Below are 20,098 nucleotides of genomic sequence, written 5' to 3'. Positions count from 1 at the left end.
TTGGAGAGTGGAATCATGCAGCTTATTGTTACTTTTACTGCTTCTGGACCCATATTCCTACCGGTCCATTACGGGCATTTATTGCAAGCCCTTATTTACAATCAGATGGACAACCCCACTATACGCCACTACCTTCATGAACACGGCTTTCCTTTAGGGAAAAGGCATTTTAAACTTTTTACCTTTTCACGCCTTCAAGGGAGAGAGCTTACATACGAAAAAGAAAGTAAAAGGTTAATCTTTACCCCACCTTTGAGGCTAGTAATTTGCTCTCCTCTTGATTTTCTCTTGCAAGAACTGGGGACAGGTTTTTTGCGTCAGGGTAAGGTGCGCATAGGGGAAGCAGTGCTGGAAGTTCAAAATATGTCTGTAGGTGCACAACAGGTTTTATCTACTTCTATAAGAGTGCGTATGTTATCACCTTTGGTAGTTTACAGCACACTAGAAAAGGAGGGAGGGGATAGATACGTCTATTATTATACTCCTTTTGAAGAGCGTTTCAGCCAGTTAGTGGGAGATAATTTGAAGAAAAAATATCTTATAGTTCATGGTAACTTTCCTTATTCATTGAATTTTAATATACGCCCTTTAAGGGTCAGAGAGAAGGACTTCAAAGTTACTTATTTTAAAAACACAATAGTCAAGGGATGGATGGGAGACTATGAGCTAGAAGGTGAACCTAAGCTTCTACAACTAGCTTTGGATGCAGGTTTAGGGTCGAAAAACTCACAGGGGTACGGGTGTTGCAGATTGCTAGAGGAAGGGAAAACATATAAAGGAGGTGAAAAGAGTGGCTAAACAAGAAAATAAAGCTAAAATTTCTATTGAGTTAGATTTGGACCATCCAACAGGTAATTTTTGGATAGACAATGGCTTAGTTTATTTAGTAAACCAGTTTGGCAAGGGAGTTTTCGGTAGTGAGGAAATTCTAAATCATTTGGTTGGCAAACTCCTTCAGGAGACGGGGAATAAGGGAGAATACTACGATGAGGTCACAGGAGAGGTGAAAGAATATGATAAGGTAAATTGGGTTTATCCGACTAATTATTTTATTAAATCCGTAGATAGCCCTCCAAAAGTAAAAATAAAAATTGAAGGAAAGGAAAGGGAATTCCCCACATCCCCTCCCAGGCCCACTTTGAAGTTCGAGCTCACAAAGTCCCAGAATTATTGTCATTTTTGCGGTGAAAAAAGTAGAGTGGCCAAAATAAAAATGTGGATGTTTCCTTTTGTTGTAACCCAGGATAAATTCAGTAATTTTTATTCTCAGGGGAAAGGCGATATTTTCCTTTGTCCTCGTTGTGCTTTAGCTGGATTGGCGGGATATTTAACTTGGTTATGGATAGCTCAAGGTAAAACAGTGCATTTCTTTCTCTTCTACAGTAATTTAAAAGAGTTACAAGTCTTTCATAAAGAGGTCATAGAACCCAGCCAAATAAGTGGAGGAAAAGGGGGGAATGTAAAATTACCTTTCTACGGTCCTTACCTCCATGAGACTACCATAGCTTTACTTTTGAAATTATTCAATTATGTGGAAGGCCAGGAGGAGGAAGACCAAATAAGCCCAGAAGGCAGGGATCTTTTAGCTAGACTTTTGGGTGCAGAAGAAGTAGTGCCTGCTGCTCCTTTAACTTTATATGCAGTAAGTGGTGTTGTAGGACAAGCCTTTGACATGAAATCTTTTCAAGAATTTTCTAGACTGCATTTGCTCTATAGACTTTATAAAGCCTGGAAAGAGAAATTGGTAAAAGCACCCAACCCTCACCAAACTGTTGTAAACATTTTTAGACAATTTCAAGTCAGAGAAGGCAATCAATACAATACCTTGTGGCGGGAGAAGGTATGCTGGGCAGTGCTGGAATTTACCGATCCTTTTCCTCACATTGAGTCTTTTCTTTTCGAAGGCAGGGCTAAGGAAAAATCCCCCTCTCCTTTGGTCTGGGGGACAGAAGAAGTTTTTCAATACTATGCGAAGGAGGTATTAAGTGTGGATGAGAATTTATTAAAAATTTTAAGGGGGTTTGGCTACTCGTTAGGCACAAAAGCAGAAGAAAAGAAAGATATGGGGCTCTTATACGCTTTGCGCAATGCTAAAAACGTGGAGGAATTTCTAAAAATACTCAATGATATCCAGTTTCGTCTGGAGATTACTATACCAGAAAAGCTTTTAGAATTGGGCCAAGGAGAGAGGATTGCCGGTACTCCTTGGCTTAGAGTTAAAACCCTTCTTTCTATATTTGCCATGAATAGTTATCTAAGGGCTTCATCAGGAAATAAAAAAGAAGGAGGAGAAGAATATGAACAATCAGCAGAGTAAAGCCTTGGCTTTGGGTTATCTTATAAAAGTATCTACAGGAAATATAAACGCTTCCCATACTGAAGGGAATGTAGTCATAGCTAAAAAAGTTACCTTGCCCGACGGAAGTTCTGTACCCTATTTTTCAGGTCAAGCCAAGAGGAGAATGCTAAGGGATAGGTTGGAAGATTTGGGCTTTGCCTTATCGGAAGTGGCTGCTAAGGTGAGCGGTCAGGAGGTCACCCCTCCAGTACAGCCTTGGCGGTACATAGATGAAGACTTATTTGGCTATATGGATCCCAGCGGATCCCGCCGTCGCACTTCCCCTGTACGGGTTTCTGCAGGCATAGGGATGTTTCCTTTCCAAGGTGACAGGGACTTAGGTACCCGCTCCTTTGAACGCTTTGGACAGGCTGTGTCTGCTGGCGGCAATATGTTTGAAACAGAGCTTTATGCCAATCTTTTTAAAGGTAATATGCTGGTAGAACTGGATCGTGTAGGTGTGTTTTCTGATCTAGAATTAGGAGATAAACCTAAAGATATACCTGCCCATTTAGAGAAAATAGAGAAAAATGGTAGAGTTTTTTATGTGTTACCTTTAGAAGAGAGAAAAAAGCGGTTGAAAGCTCTTCTTGAAGCTTTGGGGTTACTGTGGGGTGGAGGCCGTACTGCCCGCATGCTCTCAGACCTTTCCCCTCGCTTTGTAGCTTATTCTCGTCTGACTATAAAGCACCCAGTGTTTCTAGAAGCTTTACAGGTTAGTTACTCCGAGGGGAGATACGAACTAATTTTAGAACCCTTAATATCTGCTTTGCAGAAATTCAGTAATTACCGCCAGAACACCCTGTTCGGGTTAGAAAAAGGCTTTTTCTCAAATGAAGAAGAGATAAGGCAGAATCTTGAACCTTACGGAAAAGTAATGGATCTTTACGAAGCCATCCAAGAAGCCCAAAAGGATGTAGAGAGCCTATGAAAGCGTTATGGTTAAAAGTAACAGTACCGGTGGCCTCTTTTAGGAGGCCACTGGACCATAATTATCAGCGGACTCTCCCCCATCCTCCTCCCACAACTTTGCTGGGTTTGGCTGGCGCAGCCCTGGGATTGTCTGATTTTGAAATGTGGTCTTCTTTTTCGCCTTTAAGAGGGATAAAAGTATCAGTAGTGGCTTTAAATAAACCAGGCTTGGCACGGGATATGTGGACTTTGAGGAAAATTAAAGGGAATAAAATCGTGGAACTATCACCTTACTTCCGAGAACTCCTCTTTTACGCTCGTTATATCTTGCTGTACGGGGGTGAAGAAGAGCTACTTCAAAAGCTTAAAAAAGCTTTTATGGATCCTGTCTATCCCCTTTCTTTAGGGAGGGAAGATGAACTCTTACTTTTAGAAGATATGGGAATTAGTGAAATCCTGAATGGAAAGGCGGTTTTTTCAGGGACTATTTTACCTGGCGAATTGAAACGCCTGAATTTCAAGTGGATACCTGTACCTGGAATAGAAGTGGAGCCACCTGTAGTGGAAAATTTACCCTTGGGGTTTAACGTAGATAAAAAAGGTGTCCGTAGTCCTTTAAATATACAGCCATTCACTTTTCTTCCTTACGGGGTAGAAATAGAAACAAAAGATATAGAGGCTTTTACTGCTCCTATTCTAGAAGGGAGGAATTTCACATGGATGCCAGGGGTCTTCTAGCTAAACCTGATGAAACACTGCTGGAACATCTTAAAAAAGTGGTAGAAGAAGGGAGAAAAATAGCCCACTTTTTAGGACTTTCTCCCGAGATGCGTGAAAAAGCCCTTTTAGCCTGCCTATTTCACGATTTGGGTAAAGCAACGGAGAGTTTTCAAGCTAAAATGAGAGGGGAAAGAGGCAGGGCTTATCCCCATCCCCTTGCCTCTTTGCCCTTCATAATAGTAACGGGTAATTTATCCGATCCTTTGAGCCTTGCCGCTGCGGCTGCTGTGCTTACCCATCATTCCCCTTTGAATAAAGATCTTTATAGGGAATTTAAAGATAAATCTGCTGATTATGTGAGCGAAGAGACTTTAAAGGACTTACTTCAGGGGTTATCAGATCTACTTGATAAATACGAGCTGGGGGACCATTTTCCCCTTTATGAATCTCTTAAACTCATCAGATTGTATAACAAAAGGTCGGCTTTACTCTTAGAACAAAACCTCAGGTTTGGAGGAGAAACTAAAACCTTAAGGCTTATTTTCAAAGAATTACCTTCACAAGAATATGCAGCAATAAAGACCGTTCTGATGCTTGCCGATTGGTTGATTTCCTCTAGAAAATTTTCTGCTGAAGATCTATTTCTCTTTGAAGGGGGAAACAAGCTAAAAGCCTATTTAAGTCAGAAAAATTGGGTGCTTAGAGAATTTCAACGTAAGATTTCTCAACTTCCAGAAAAAAGGGTGTGGCTAAGGGCTCCCACAGGCACGGGTAAAACAGAGGCTCTCCTCCTCTGGGCCAACGATGCCGAGCGTATAATCTATCTCCTGCCTACCCAGGCCACAGCCAATGCCATGTGGAAGAGGCTTAGAGCTATTTACGGAGAAGATAAAGTGGGATTGGCCCATGGAAGAGCAGGATACATTTTGAGAAAGGAAATAGAAGAAGAGCCTTTAGACTTTAAACTTTGGGCTTCAGTTTTTGCTAAACCTGTAGTGGTAGCCACCGTGGACCAATATTTATTGGCCCATCTTCAAGGTAGACATTGGGAAATACGCCGGACTCTGGCTAAAAATTCTGCTTTAATAATGGACGAAATTCACAGTTACGACCCCTATACTTTAGGTCTCCTCAAAGCAGCTTTAGAAAAAGAACCTCCCTACAAATTAGCTTTAGCTAGTGCCACTTTACCAGAATTTTTAATTTCTTTGCTGGGGGAAGGTCCTCTGGTGGAAGCGGAAAAAAACCTGTGGAAAAGAAAGAGGCATAAAATTATCTTGCATTCTGATTATTTAGATCATTATATTTCTCAAATTATTGAAGAAGCCCGTAAGGGACATAAGGTTTTAGTCATTGTTAATACAGTGGCCAAGGCCCAAGAAATATATCAGCTTTTATATGGACTTTTAAAAAATAAAATTTCATATTTAGACGAATCACTTCTACAGCTTTTACATGCTCGTTTTGCCTTTAAAGATCGTTGGGAAAAGGAAGAAAAATTGCAAAACCCCCCTCCCGCAACCATATTGATATCCACCCAAATAGTAGAAGTGAGTTTAGATATTTCTTTTGATGTGCTTTTTACAGAAATAGCACCAATTGATGCTTTGGTCCAAAGATTAGGCAGGGTTAACCGAAGAGGAGATAACCCTCCTGCTCCTGTACATGTGTTTTTGGAATGGTATCCCGGGTCAGAAAAGATTTATGGCAAAAATATTTTGGAGATAAGTACGGAAATTTTAAGAGACATACAATCTGAACCTAGTGATGGAGAGTGGGTGCAGGCTACCAATGAACTTTATAGAAAGCTGGTTTTCAGTCCAGCTTATCAAAAAGACCTTCAAGAGGGAGAAAAAACATTGAAGGAAATACAGCACATTTTAGGTTGCTACACTATAGACCTTTCCGATGAAGAACTACAGAAAAAATTTACTACTCGGAAAGGTCAGCTTTCAGTGGAAGTTTTGCCTTACATTTTTAAAGACCAGGTCTATACCTTAAAAGAACAAGGAGAATTGTGGCGTTTGGTGGAATTTTTGGTTCCTGTGCCCTTGTGGTGGCTGGGGACGTATCCTCAGTGGTTTTCTAAAGACGAGGACCTGGCTGTATATTGGACGGATTTACCTTATGATGAAAAAGTGGGTCTGAGATTGCCGGGAGAAGAAGAAAGTCCTTCAGGTGCGGAGATATGTTAAAAAGGATATGCTGGAAAGAAAATCTGCAAGGGAATTTTAAATAATATTAAAAGGTGAATGAAGTTAAATTTAAGGAGTGTCTGTATGAGCATGCCTTTTTTAACTCCCCGTGTTGTAGGGAGCATAGTCAATGCTTACATTATATGTCCTCGTAAAGCTTGGCTCATGTCCAGACAAATTTTTCCTGATGAAGATTATGTTTATCTTCACTTAGGGCGCTTAATCCAAGAACAGAGTTATAGTCGAGAGAAAAAAGAAATTCACTTAGAGCATCTTCGCATAGATTTGGTACGAAAAGAAGGAGAAACATTGGTAATAGCTGAGGTAAAAAAATCTTCACGGGGCAAAGAAGCAGCTAGAATGCAATTAGCCTTTTATCTTTATGAATTAAAAACCATGAGTATAGAGGCAAAAGGAGAACTTCTTTTTCCTGAAGAGAGGAGGCGGGAGGAGATGATTTTAGATGAAAAATGGATGAAAAAGATAGAAGAGACAAAGGAGAAAATAGAAAATTTAATCCAACATGAATTACCTCCTCCTCCCAAATATTCTTCCTATTGTAACAAGTGTGCCTACGGAGAGTTTTGTTGGGCATAAAATGTATAGAATGACAAAGAGAGAGGTGGGAATATTTGCAGAAGACCCTTTACCTTTTTGCTAATGGTAAGTTGTATCGAAAAGATAACACTATCTGTGTAGAGGGAGAAAAAGAGAAAAAATATTTTCCTGTGGAAAGTGTTAGAGATATATATGTTTTTGGAGAAGTAGATTTAAACAAAAAATTTATAGAATTCGCTGAAGAGAAGGAAATAATCTTGCATTTTTTCGGTTATTATGGAAATTACGTAGGTTCTTTTTATCCTAGGGAACATTACAATTCAGGTTATATAATTTTAAAGCAAGCAGAGCATTACTTAGATTCTGCTCGACGCCTGGATTTGGCTCGAAGATTTGTCCAAGGTGCAGTAGCCAATATGACCCAGGTGTTAAAGTATTATCAGAATCGTGGGAGAGATTTAGAAGACTACTTACACGCTATTTCTGCTTTGGAAGCTAGTTTGCTTTCAGTTTCCTCAATAGAAGAACTAATGGCTTTGGAAGGTAACATTCGACGCTATTATTATGAAAGCTTTAACACGATACTTGATGATACGCCTTTTGTTTTGAAAAATAGAAACAAACGACCACCCACAGATCCGCTGAATGCCCTTATCAGTTTTGGCAATTCATTAGTTTATACTAAGATTTTGACTGAAATTTATAAGACACATTTAGATCCGCGAATAGGTTATCTCCATACTACTAATTTCAGACGGTTTACGCTAAATCTAGACGTAGCAGAAATTTTTAAACCTATTTACGCAGATAGAGTACTTTTTACTCTTTTAAAGAAAAATATCATAAAAGAGGATGATTTTGAAACACAAGGAGAAATTTCCTTACTAAAAGAACGAGGCAGACGTCTTTATGTGCAAGAATTTGAGGGAAAACTTCAAACTACATTCTATCATCGCCGTCTCAAGCGTAATGTTAGCTACCAAACTTTAATGCGTTTAGAACTATATAAGCTAGAAAAACATCTTATTGGAGAAGAACTATATGAACCTTTTGTAAGTAGATGGTGAAATTAAAACTATACGAAGTTTTACTCGAATGTTTTTACCTCTTTTATGCAGGAGTGGAAAAATTATGTATGTGATTTTGGTGTATGACGTAAATGTAAATAGAGTGAATAAAGTTTTAAAAACCGCTCGTCGTTATCTCACTTGGGTGCAGAATTCTGTATTGGAAGGAGAACTCACAGAGGCCACTTATCGAGCTTTACGAAATGAACTTGCTCGCATTATTGACCCTGAAGAAGATTCGGTGCTCTTTTATATTTTAGGTAATACTAAATATACTAAAAGAGAGCTTTTAGGGATAAAAAAGGGAGGAGAAGAATGGATATATTAAATACTCCAAGATCTCTTTCGATAAACTATAAAGAATTCTGAAACTGGTGGGTAATTTCAAATTTTTTGATTTTCTCTTGGAGTTGTTTTTACAAAAACTTTAGGAACTTCATCAGGAATATTTTTCAAAAATGAATTCTATAAGTTTTTCTAAATTCACTATTATCTGCCTATAAATCCTGGTACTTTCCCATAGTTATCTTTAAACAATTCTATTTTTTCATAGGGGCAACTTTGATTTGAATGATTTCTCTATTTTGCTGTGCTTTTTTAAATACTTTATTGATACCAAATTTTATTAAGCGTATTTGAATAACAAAATATTTGTCGTCGATCCCTGATAATGCAAAAATCCCTGGAGATCGACGACAATTTTATTTTTTGTTTTCATCAAGGTAATTGATTTTATCGAATAATGTGATATAATAAAGGCAAGATACTTGACAAAGTCATTATTAGAGACAAAATTTTCATCCGCTTTTTATAGGAATTTGAACGTGTTTTTAGCCTACCTAAGAGGGATTGAAACATCTTTACCTTGTATATATCTTAATCGCATAAGTAGCGTTTTTAGCCTACCTAAGAGGGATTGAAACTCTTTAATTCTCTAATTTTTCTCTTTACGTATGTCTTGTTTTTAGCCTACCTAAGAGGGATTGAAACGAACACCGCTGGCTTTTCATTTTCTTTTGCATCTCTTAGTTTTTAGCCTACCTAAGAGGGATTGAAACCTTAAATGGATATGATACTACGCTAATCGGTGCTGTAGTTTTTAGCCTACCTAAGAGGGATTGAAACTTGTATCAGCTACTCAAACAAAACCGTAGGATAAGGGTTTTTAGCCTACCTAAGAGGGATTGAAACTTTTGAAATGGTGCTTGACGAATACATCGGTAAAGAGTGTTTTTAGCCTACCTAAGAGGGATTGAAACCTATTTGTAATAGCTGTGTTTAATATCGGTGTACCAAGTTTTTAGCCTACCTAAGAGGGATTGAAACAATGGTATGAAAAAAATAAAGATAAGGAAGGCTTTCAAGTTTTTAGCCTACCTAAGAGGGATTGAAACGACTTAGAAACTTTGCAAAAGATAGCCGATTTCTTGTTTTTAGCCTACCTAAGAGGGATTGAAACTCGAGCCTCTAGGGTTTTTACTTTACAGTAACGCAACGTTTTTAGCCTACCTAAGAGGGATTGAAACAACACTGAAGAAGGAAGGTTAAAAATTATGTGCAAGTTTTTAGCCTACCTAAGAGGGATTGAAACCATCAGCGATTCTGATTTTTCCTTTTTGCAAGCACCGTTTTTAGCCTACCTAAGAGGGATTGAAACCTTCATTCGCTCATCCTCTCATTTAGAATTTGTGCTATGTTTTTAGCCTACCTAAGAGGGATTGAAACACTAGCTCCTCATATTCTTTTGTTTTACGTGGAGTGTGTTTTTAGCCTACCTAAGAGGGATTGAAACCTTGTAGCTGGAGTTTGCGCTTTGATAAGCAATCTATGTTTTTAGCCTACCTAAGAGGGATTGAAACTAGGAACATTCACAACTGCATTATGCACACCAGAGCTGGTTTTTAGCCTACCTAAGAGGGATTGAAACTGTCCCGTGTGGGCTTTCGGGTTTTTCCAAAACTTGTGTTTTTAGCCTACCTAAGAGGGATTGAAACAGCATGAGAAAAAATGGTGGAGAAAGAATAAAGGGCGTTTTTAGCCTACCTAAGAGGGATTGAAACACGACTATGAAATTTCTTATACCTGCTTTCACTTGCGTTTTTAGCCTACCTAAGAGGGATTGAAACAAAGAACTGCAGGTTGTTACATCTATATCAGAGTTAGTTTTTAGCCTACCTAAGAGGGATTGAAACCTATAAAGGGAGTGATAAAATATGGCAGTTGAAATTGGTTTTTAGCCTACCTAAGAGGGATTGAAACTCTGAGCTTGACCCTATTGTGAAAACTTTCACAATCCCGTTTTTAGCCTACCTAAGAGGGATTGAAACCTCCTATATCATTTGGAGTGATTTGTTCGATAATTTGGTTTTTAGCCTACCTAAGAGGGATTGAAACTTTACAAAACCCCCTTTATCATGAGTTGATATATTACCGTTTTTAGCCTACCTAAGAGGGATTGAAACAATACTGCAAGGAAAATAAGAACGATTATTAATACGTTTTTAGCCTACCTAAGAGGGATTGAAACGAAGCTGGAAAAACGCTTTACAGAAGCTTCCAACAGGTTTTTAGCCTACCTAAGAGGGATTGAAACCTGTTGCCATACTTTGCCAGTATGGTTGGCAGTATGGTTTTTAGCCTACCTAAGAGGGATTGAAACTGTATGACGTGTAGGGTCGGTGTGAGTAATAAATGAAGTTTTTAGCCTACCTAAGAGGGATTGAAACGGTCGATTACACCGGTCGTGTCAGATGTGCTTTCCAGGTTTTTAGCCTACCTAAGAGGGATTGAAACCGTTTTTTGATAATATTTAGCTATTCCCATGATTTTGAGTTTTTAGCCTACCTAAGAGGGATTGAAACGATGTGTCATCATATATTCAATATCTTCTTCAGTTAGTTTTTAGCCTACCTAAGAGGGATTGAAACTTCGGTGTTTCGACTGTTAAAATGTACTCATCGGCAAGTTTTTAGCCTACCTAAGAGGGATTGAAACGATGGCAATATTGCTCGCTGGTAATTGAGGTGTTAGCGTTTTTAGCCTACCTAAGAGGGATTGAAACTTGAAATTAGAATGTATAAGGCTTAGAAGGTGTAAGTTTTTAGCCTACCTAAGAGGGATTGAAACCTTAAACGACTAAAATTGACTCAGAATCGTTTCTGAGTTTTTAGCCTACCTAAGAGGGATTGAAACCCCCTTGACCTTTTTTTGATTTTAATCTTCTATTTCTAGTTTTTAGCCTACCTAAGAGGGATTGAAACACTTTCACGGGCTGTACCTTGCCCTGCTAGCGGTTAGTTTTTAGCCTACCTAAGAGGGATTGAAACGGTTGAGCGTAGCAGCCTTTCGGCTGGCCCGACTTTCACGTTTTTAGCCTACCTAAGAGGGATTGAAACCAGTGGAAGTCAGAAATGGTTATCTCGTACTATATTTGTTTTTAGCCTACCTAAGAGGGATTGAAACCATGGGAGGGGAGAAAAGAGGGCAGGACCCTCAAAAACGTTTTTAGCCTACCTAAGAGGGATTGAAACACCTCTAATCAAGTGGTATCAGGCAAAACAGGTTATTGTTTTTAGCCTACCTAAGAGGGATTGAAACATAGTTATGCGGAATGGCAAGAAAAAGGGTATGTTGAGTTTTTAGCCTACCTAAGAGGGATTGAAACTTTTAAAACTTCATCAGGAAGTAAAAGAGGCCTTCCGTTTTTAGCCTACCTAAGAGGGATTGAAACAATTCTTTCTGAAAAGAAAAAACAGCATCCGGGATGCGTTTTTAGCCTACCTAAGAGGGATTGAAACATGAAATATTCTTCCTGCTCTTCTTTCCCGTTTCTTAGTTTTTAGCCTACCTAAGAGGGATTGAAACCTTAAAGCGCAGTATCTGAGCTACAAACCAGCATGTTTTTAGCCTACCTAAGAGGGATTGAAACCCTGCAAGCTCTACTTTGTGATATTCACCATCTAATGTTTTTAGCCTACCTAAGAGGGATTGAAACTTTTAACTGCTCTGCAGTAATAAGTGGAACCTTCTCAAGTTTTTAGCCTACCTAAGAGGGATTGAAACCTTAAAGCGCAGTATCTGAGCTACAAACCAGCATTGTTTTTAGCCTACCTAAGAGGGATTGAAACTCTAATACGAGAAGTGCAAATTCCACAAAAACACCGTTTTTAGCCTACCTAAGAGGGATTGAAACATTTTAAACATTAGCCATCTCCTCCTCATGTATAAGTTTTTAGCCTACCTAAGAGGGATTGAAACGTTTGTATTTTATAGTACCTTTTGTTATTTTCCTTATGTTTTTAGCCTACCTAAGAGGGATTGAAACCATCTTGAATTTCTTCTTCAACAGCATCCTCAAATGGTTTTTAGCCTACCTAAGAGGGATTGAAACTGGGAGGCAGAAGATAATGTGGATTGAATTTAAACCCAGTTTTTAGCCTACCTAAGAGGGATTGAAACCTGATGACCTTGTCAGGGATGAGCAGGGAAGAACCTGTTTTTAGCCTACCTAAGAGGGATTGAAACGCTCCCACCAGAGCATTCTCAAGAGAGAACGCTCTAGAGTTTTTAGCCTACCTAAGAGGGATTGAAACCACCTTGTCAAGGAGCTGTCCAGCTTTTCCTACAAAGTTTTTAGCCTACCTAAGAGGGATTGAAACCTGGTGGGTGGCGATATTTTCCATGATAACCACACTGGGTTTTTAGCCTACCTAAGAGGGATTGAAACGACTCATTTCATTAGCACTCCAGTACGGCATATCAGCGTTTTTAGCCTACCTAAGAGGGATTGAAACTACTGGCAGTATGACGGCAGTACTGGTAGCCTCTGCGTTTTTAGCCTACCTAAGAGGGATTGAAACACGCAAAGTTGAGGAAATAAGGAAAGGATGGTCAAGGTTTTTAGCCTACCTAAGAGGGATTGAAACACTAAAGTGCAATTTTTCAGACATGTCCCAATTTTCGAAAGTTTTTAGCCTACCTAAGAGGGATTGAAACCGGGGTCTGCCCTATACCAGGAATCCTCGAAGGATGACGTTTTTAGCCTACCTAAGAGGGATTGAAACATCATAACAGGACCCTGTTCAACTATAGCACGCTTGAGTTTTTAGCCTACCTAAGAGGGATTGAAACGTTTTTCTATGATTGACGCAAATTCATCGTTTGCTAGTTTTTAGCCTACCTAAGAGGGATTGCAACATTTTCGAAAAATTTTTAAGATTTTGAAATTGCGAATGTTTTTAGCCTACCTAAGAGGGATTGAAACTTAGGAAATTCATTGAGCAGTTCAGAACAAAGAGAAGCGTTTTTAGCCTACCTAAGAGGGATTGAAACCATATTAAATGATATGACTAAAACAAGTTACTTTATAGTTTTTAGCCTACCTAAGAGGGATTGAAACTTTTGTGAATTTGAAATTCACGAGTTAAGGGATTAGCGTTTTTAGCCTACCTAAGAGGGATTGAAACTCTATTTTGCCCCCTTCTTTTAGTATTTTTAACATTATGTTTTTAGCCTACCTAAGAGGGATTGAAACTTTTCTTTTCTGTTATATGTGGATTTTCCTATTCCTAGTTTTTAGCCTACCTAAGAGGGATTGAAACTCTCAGATAAGCCCACAAGGTGCAGGTTCAGGGCTGGTTTTTAGCCTACCTAAGAGGGATTGAAACGCAGGGAGTCAAGACACAACAGTCAATTTCATAGTGTTTTTAGCCTACCTAAGAGGGATTGAAACTTATTTCTGTTATAAGCGGTATGCGGTATTCACTTTTGGTTTTTAGCCTACCTAAGAGGGATTGAAACTAATATTTTTCTAGTTATCCACAAACTTATCCACAGGTTTTTAGCCTACCTAAGAGGGATTGAAACAACAGAGTGCTATCATTTGTTAGAATCAGTTTTACTTGTTTTTAGCCTACCTAAGAGGGATTGAAACATGTGTTGCATAGAACTTTGTCGTAAAGCCTTCGTCATTCGTTTTTAGCCTACCTAAGAGGGATTGAAACGCGGTAGCCTGCTACTTCTCACTCCTTTTAATCAATAGTTTTTAGCCTACCTAAGAGGGATTGAAACTTTCTAATTTAATAAGTCTTTCTAATTCGTATTTTTGTTTTTAGCCTACCTAAGAGGGATTGAAACCACAAAAGTTTTTAAAGGGAGACGGAATTAATCCGCGTTTTTAGCCTACCTAAGAGGGATTGAAACGATTTGGAAGAGTTCAAAAAAGACGTTGCAGGAGGAGTGTTTTTAGCCTACCTAAGAGGGATTGAAACGGGAATTCGAGGTAGTTATTTTCTGGCCCTATTGCGAGTTTTTAGCCTACCTAAGAGGGATTGAAACCATCCAGCAGTTCGGGGTACTCAAACGGTGTCCTAGTTTTTAGCCTACCTAAGAGGGATTGAAACTAGTAGCTCTGCGGCTTTCACTCTTTCTTTTGCAGCTAGTTTTTAGCCTACCTAAGAGGGATTGAAACATAAATTCTTTATATGCTATGCATTGCCCATTTTCGGTTTTTAGCCTACCTAAGAGGGATTGAAACTCAGCACTGCATAATTCGCTTTTCTCATGCCTCTATGTTTTTAGCCTACCTAAGAGGGATTGAAACTCTATTTTCTTATCTACTTTGTAGATGACTTCGTGACGTGTTTTTAGCCTACCTAAGAGGGATTGAAACAGAGGATATAAATCTTACATTAGAGAGGAGGTTGGGTTTTTAGCCTACCTAAGAGGGATTGAAACTCCTAAGCTTTTTGACTATTTCCTTAAACCATTCTTCAGTTTTTAGCCTACCTAAGAGGGATTGAAACGTGATAAGGGCTGTCGGGATTTGTCGTGGCAAATATTTGTTTTTAGCCTACCTAAGAGGGATTGAAACCTTGTAAAATAGTCCTGTGTAAGTTTTCTTGATGAATGTTTTTAGCCTACCTAAGAGGGATTGAAACGTCTAAAATATCTTTTACTGTCAACATTTTTTACTCCGTTTTTAGCCTACCTAAGAGGGATTGAAACTGAATTTGATGCTTTTCTGGACTTGCCTGACCGGGCAAGTTTTTAGCCTACCTAAGAGGGATTGAAACCATGGTGGAGCCATTATTTTCCAGCAGGGCCACACTGGCAGGTTTTTAGCCTACCTAAGAGGGATTGAAACATTCTTTCTAGTGCTGTATTGTACGCACGTGCAGTACAGTTTTTAGCCTACCTAAGAGGGATTGAAACTGTATTAACTAAATGCCCAAACTCATGTGTTAAAATGTTTTTAGCCTACCTAAGAGGGATTGAAACGGAGGCATGTACTTGCGGAGGTCTTGCTCAAGAGAGTTTTTAGCCTACCTAAGAGGGATTGAAACTTCCCTGGGGAAATCCTTGTTCATGGGGTTATAGCTCGTTTTTAGCCTACCTAAGAGGGATTGAAACCTTATCATGCGGGCGCACGACGGCCCCGACTATGGAAAGTTTTTAGCCTACCTAAGAGGGATTGAAACCTTTATGTCTTCTGGTTTTCTGTAAAAGGGTGTTCCTCCAGTTTTTAGCCTACCTAAGAGGGATTGAAACTATGTTCGACCCATAGTTTGTTCAACAATAACATTAAGTTTTTAGCCTACCTAAGAGGGATTGAAACGGTGTAAAATGGAGGCAGAAAAAGCGAGAAAGGGAGGTTTTTAGCCTACCTAAGAGGGATTGAAACAGATTGGCTGTTTCATATCATCTTTAATCTTTGCAAGAGTTTTTAGCCTACCTAAGAGGGATTGAAACTGCGCAGGCAAAAAGAATGTTTGCAATAGCGCAAGGTGAGTTTTTAGCCTACCTAAGAGGGATTGAAACAGTTCTAACTCTGTTTGCAATATGAGATAAAAGATGGTTTTTAGCCTACCTAAGAGGGATTGAAACTACTTTATACCTCCTCTATTTTTAATACTTGATAAGTGTTTTTAGCCTACCTAAGAGGGATTGAAACCCTGTACAGGTTTTTCCTGAGCTGACATAAATAGTGTTTTTAGCCTACCTAAGAGGGATTGAAACTGTTGCAGCATACTCGATACCTTTGGGCTTAGATACACGTTTTTAGCCTACCTAAGAGGGATTGAAACCTTTTGTCGGAGCTAAAAAGGCTACGCTTTTTAGGGGTTTTTAGCCTACCTAAGAGGGATTGAAACTGGGCAATGGTAGGTATGTCATTTTTACCTGCTTTAGTTTTTAGCCTACCTAAGAGGGATTGAAACCCTGTACAGGTTTTTCCTGAGCTGACATAAATAGTGTTTTTAGCCTACCTAAGAGGGATTGAAACTGTTGCAGCATACTCGATACCTTTGGGCTTAGATACACGTTTTTAGCCTACCTAAGAGGGATTGAAACCTTTTGTCGGAGCTAAAAAGGCTACGCTTTTTAGGGGTTTTTAGCCTACCTAAGAGGGATTGAAACTGGGCAATGGTAGGTATGTCATTTTTACCTGCTTTAGTTTTTAGCCTACCTAAGAGGGATTGAAACCTATTTTGAATTGCGATTGCTATTGCATTAGCTAAGTTTTTAGCCTACCTAAGAGGGATTGAAACTAGAGAGGCCACAAGTTTTGATGTAATAAACTTCGAAGTTTTTAGCCTACCTAAGAGGGATTGAAACTGTAGAAGCAATTGTCTTCTACAGGGATATTGAGGGGCGTTTTTAGCCTACCTAAGAGGGATTGAAACTCCATTATCTTTTCTCCAGAAAAAGCTGTATCAGATGTTTTTAGCCTACCTAAGAGGGATTGAAACATTAAGGCATAGCCTTTTTTTTATTCCTTCTTTATAAAGGTTTTTAGCCTACCTAAGAGGGATTGAAACTGTTCTTTTAAAATACTAATTATCTTCTCATTTACTGTTTTTAGCCTACCTAAGAGGGATTGAAACTGGGAGGAAGAAGAGGATGGCAATTGAGATTATTAAACGGTTTTTAGCCTACCTAAGAGGGATTGAAACAAGTCTAATAGGTGGCGTCTCTTTATCTCTTGCAATGTTTTTAGCCTACCTAAGAGGGATTGAAACCCAGCTTGTACAGGTTGTTCTTGCGCTGATGTTAATGTTTTTAGCCTACCTAAGAGGGATTGAAACCGGTAAATTTTCTGCTGCCCATTCTAGTATAGAAGGTTTTTAGCCTACCTAAGAGGGATTGAAACCTGTTAGATTGATAGGCGTAAGTGTATCCCATGTTACGTTTTTAGCCTACCTAAGAGGGATTGAAACATTTGGGCAAATTTATAATTTCTACAATTGTGAATTTGTTTTTAGCCTACCTAAGAGGGATTGAAACCTCAGTAAGGCATCTCGATTAGTCCTCGCAAGTTGTTGTTTTTAGCCTACCTAAGAGGGATTGAAACGCCCTTTCTTATGGCCTTCACGCAGAAGCCTCCACAAAGTTTTTAGCCTACCTAAGAGGGATTGAAACAACCCCAGAACTCCGCTTATACTAGCTCTGTGGGTGAGTTTTTAGCCTACCTAAGAGGGATTGAAACAACAGAGTGCTATCATTTGTCAGAACGAGCTTTGCTTCGTTTTTAGCCTACCTAAGAGGGATTGAAACTACTTTTTCTTGTATAAGCTTTTAAAGACATTTTCGTTTTTAGCCTACCTAAGAGGGATTGAAACGATCTCTCGCACTTGACTTAAATCGTTCGCTCTGAGGTTTTTAGCCTACCTAAGAGGGATTGAAACGTTCCAATTCGCCTCTTTTGCCTTTCTTTTTACTATTGTTTTTAGCCTACCTAAGAGGGATTGAAACTTGTTGGGAGGCAGGAGCTTGATTTTGAGTGTTACCGTGTTTTTAGCCTACCTAAGAGGGATTGAAACTTTTACACCTGCACACACAGTACATCAACCCGCAAAAAAGGTTTTTAGCCTACCTAAGAGGGATTGAAACTTTCTGAGACCACCAAGTTTTCTGTCAAGTTCATCAAGTTTTTAGCCTACCTAAGAGGGATTGAAACAGCTATGCTTATTCGCAATTGAATTATCCTGACTATGAGTTTTTAGCCTACCTAAGAGGGATTGAAACTGCTGTTGCTTGATTTGTCGCTCGAGGATTTTAAGTGCGTTTTTAGCCTACCTAAGAGGGATTGAAACAATAGACCTAACCGCGTTCCCAATGCGCCAGTTTCGGTTTTTAGCCTACCTAAGAGGGATTGAAACCTAAAATTGCTGCTGTTCTTCTGGGATTGCCCTCTCTAGTTTTTAGCCTACCTAAGAGGGATTGAAACGGTGTTGCAGGGTTTACACCTCCAACAGCACCAGTCGTTTTTAGCCTACCTAAGAGGGATTGAAACGTCCAGAGCTTTATATTTGAGTTGTTTGAATTTTTTGGTTTTTAGCCTACCTAAGAGGGATTGAAACGCTTGGGGAACTGTATTTTAAGCCATTCGGCAGTCTTGTTTTTAGCCTACCTAAGAGGGATTGAAACTGGTATAGGCTTTTTCTTTTCCGGTTTCACAGCACTTCCGTTTTTAGCCTACCTAAGAGGGATTGAAACAAGAGTTTCCACAATGCTATGGAAGTCCTCTTTTTTCGTTTTTAGCCTACCTAAGAGGGATTGAAACGCAGGGATATACTCCCTACTTAAAAGACCCTTGCTCAGTTTTTAGCCTACCTAAGAGGGATTGAAACAGCTATTGACAATATGATAACGCATGCGAGTGAGTCTTGTTTTTAGCCTACCTAAGAGGGATTGAAACTTGTAAACACCAGTTAAACCAGCTTCTTTCAAGAGAAAAGTTTTTAGCCTACCTAAGAGGGATTGAAACTAACTCTGCTCTGAACCTACTGCGTATTGACGCTTCGTTTTTAGCCTACCTAAGAGGGATTGAAACTTTTGTCTGTGCGGTTTTGCGAGCGGGGTACCCGAGGTTTTTAGCCTACCTAAGAGGGATTGAAACAGGCCGATTGTGCCATGCTGCCCCGACCAGTTTTATGTTTTTAGCCTACCTAAGAGGGATTGAAACCATCGTCTGAGTGAACCACCGTCGGCGAGAGTACCAAGTTTTTAGCCTACCTAAGAGGGATTGAAACCTTCATGAATCGGGGATATTCTAACTAACCGCATGTATTGTTTTTAGCCTACCTAAGAGGGATTGAAACTCTAACTTTGGGGATGGGCACCTAACTCCTTACATGGTTTTTAGCCTACCTAAGAGGGATTGAAACCAGAGAATGTTCCTTATCAAAAACATAGGCAGATTGAGTTTTTAGCCTACCTAAGAGGGATTGAAACTAGCAGGAAACTGTTGCCAGTTCCTGCGGGCCTCGCCCGTTTTTAGCCTACCTAAGAGGGATTGAAACTCTCTTTCTGTCTTCATTATATACTTGCACACGCAGGTTTTTAGCCTACCTAAGAGGGATTGAAACGCTCCTTCTAGAGTTTTCTGCTACTTAGCAGAAAGCTGTTTTTAGCCTACCTAAGAGGGATTGAAACGCACACGCAGTGCATCAAGACGCAAAAAACGCGATTACGGTTTTTAGCCTACCTAAGAGGGATTGAAACAGAGCAGTGTGGCTGGACTGCCCCGACCAGTTTTATCGTTTTTAGCCTACCTAAGAGGGATTGAAACTCTTTAAAGACGGCCTTTTTAAAGCTCAGGTTTTGAGTTTTTAGCCTACCTAAGAGGGATTGAAACTGGGGATTGTCAGGGTCTCGGGGGAGCGGGTACCGTGTTTTTAGCCTACCTAAGAGGGATTGAAACCCTCCTTCCTTTGTTTATGCAGTCGCTAATACCAGGGTTTTTAGCCTACCTAAGAGGGATTGAAACATTGCTCTATATTTTTTTTAAGCCAGTAGTATCTTGGTTTTTAGCCTACCTAAGAGGGATTGAAACCTATCAGGAGCAATGGGCGGAAGCTGGAGCGGTGATTTAGTTTTTAGCCTACCTAAGAGGGATTGAAACAAAATTACTAACGCTCTATTTTAACACTTGAAAGTATGGTTTTTAGCCTACCTAAGAGGGATTGAAACCAGTAGACACGACAAAAACAGTGTAAAAATAATTTCGTTTTTAGCCTACCTAAGAGGGATTGAAACATTAAGGTAAATTTAGAAATGGACGGACAATTGCGGTTTTTAGCCTACCTAAGAGGGATTGAAACTTTAGCTAGACTGACCCGACCAGTTTCATCCAGAAACGTTTTTAGCCTACCTAAGAGGGATTGAAACCGCCGGAACCAGATACTCGTCTATCTGGGGGGACAGCTCGTTTTTAGCCTACCTAAGAGGGATTGAAACCGTGGCTAGGGGAATCTATCCTAGTCGTGTGGTTTCAGTTTTTAGCCTACCTAAGAGGGATTGAAACAGGT

The 20,098-nt window shown here is 39.5% G+C and carries 8 protein-coding genes and 1 CRISPR repeat array (1 of these 9 only partly in view); all 8 genes read left to right on the top strand.

Annotated features, from left to right (window positions below):
* The first annotated feature begins 15 nt into the window (after positions 1–15).
* The 8 genes from cas6 to cas2 all read left to right on the top strand — a co-directional run bounded on the left by cas6 (position 16) and on the right by cas2 (position 8,118).
* Complete coding sequence (gene cas6 / locus TTE_RS12665) at positions 16–798, top strand: CRISPR-associated endoribonuclease Cas6 (RefSeq protein WP_011026656.1); 783 nt, start codon at positions 16–18, stop codon at positions 796–798.
* Positions 791–2,317 (top strand): hypothetical protein, encoded by a 1,527-nt coding sequence (locus tag TTE_RS12660; protein WP_011026655.1) that lies wholly within the window; start codon positions 791–793, stop codon positions 2,315–2,317. The genes cas6 and TTE_RS12660 overlap by 8 nt, the downstream gene beginning before the upstream one ends.
* The gene (gene cas7i, locus TTE_RS12655) at positions 2,298–3,269 is read left to right on the top strand and encodes a type I-B CRISPR-associated protein Cas7/Cst2/DevR (protein ID WP_011026654.1); all 972 of its coding nucleotides are present in this window, start codon (positions 2,298–2,300) and stop codon (positions 3,267–3,269) included. The genes TTE_RS12660 and cas7i overlap by 20 nt, the downstream gene beginning before the upstream one ends.
* Positions 3,266–3,988 carry a CRISPR-associated protein Cas5 gene (gene cas5, locus TTE_RS12650; RefSeq protein WP_011026653.1) on the top strand — a complete coding sequence of 241 codons (723 nt, stop codon included), beginning with the start codon at positions 3,266–3,268 and terminating at the stop codon, positions 3,986–3,988. Before cas7i ends, cas5 begins: the two co-directional genes overlap by 4 nt.
* The gene (locus TTE_RS12645; protein WP_011026652.1) at positions 3,967–6,165 is read left to right on the top strand and encodes a CRISPR-associated helicase/endonuclease Cas3; all 2,199 of its coding nucleotides are present in this window, start codon (positions 3,967–3,969) and stop codon (positions 6,163–6,165) included. The genes cas5 and TTE_RS12645 overlap by 22 nt, the downstream gene beginning before the upstream one ends.
* Before the next feature lie 84 nt (positions 6,166–6,249).
* Positions 6,250–6,762: a CRISPR-associated protein Cas4 gene (gene cas4 / locus TTE_RS12640; protein ID WP_011026651.1), complete on the top strand. Its 513-nt coding sequence runs from the start codon at positions 6,250–6,252 to the stop codon at positions 6,760–6,762.
* A gap of 35 nt (positions 6,763–6,797) precedes the next feature.
* Positions 6,798–7,790, top strand: coding sequence for a type I-B CRISPR-associated endonuclease Cas1b (gene cas1b, locus TTE_RS12635; RefSeq protein WP_011026650.1), 993 nt, complete (start codon positions 6,798–6,800; stop codon positions 7,788–7,790).
* A 64-nt stretch (positions 7,791–7,854) separates the two neighbouring features.
* The gene (gene cas2 / locus TTE_RS12630) at positions 7,855–8,118 is read left to right on the top strand and encodes a CRISPR-associated endonuclease Cas2 (protein WP_011026649.1); all 264 of its coding nucleotides are present in this window, start codon (positions 7,855–7,857) and stop codon (positions 8,116–8,118) included.
* A gap of 498 nt (positions 8,119–8,616) precedes the next feature.
* Positions 8,617–20,098: direct repeats of the CRISPR family, unit length 30 nt; unit sequence GTTTTTAGCCTACCTAAGAGGGATTGAAAC (it continues 3,030 nt past the right edge of the window).

Origin of the sequence: Caldanaerobacter subterraneus subsp. tengcongensis MB4 (assembly GCF_000007085.1) — a bacterium.
Classification (GTDB): Bacteria; Bacillota; Thermoanaerobacteria; order Thermoanaerobacterales; family Thermoanaerobacteraceae; genus Thermoanaerobacter; species Thermoanaerobacter subterraneus.
Note: the sequence above shows the minus strand (reverse complement) of the source record. Positions and strands in the feature narration are given on the sequence as shown.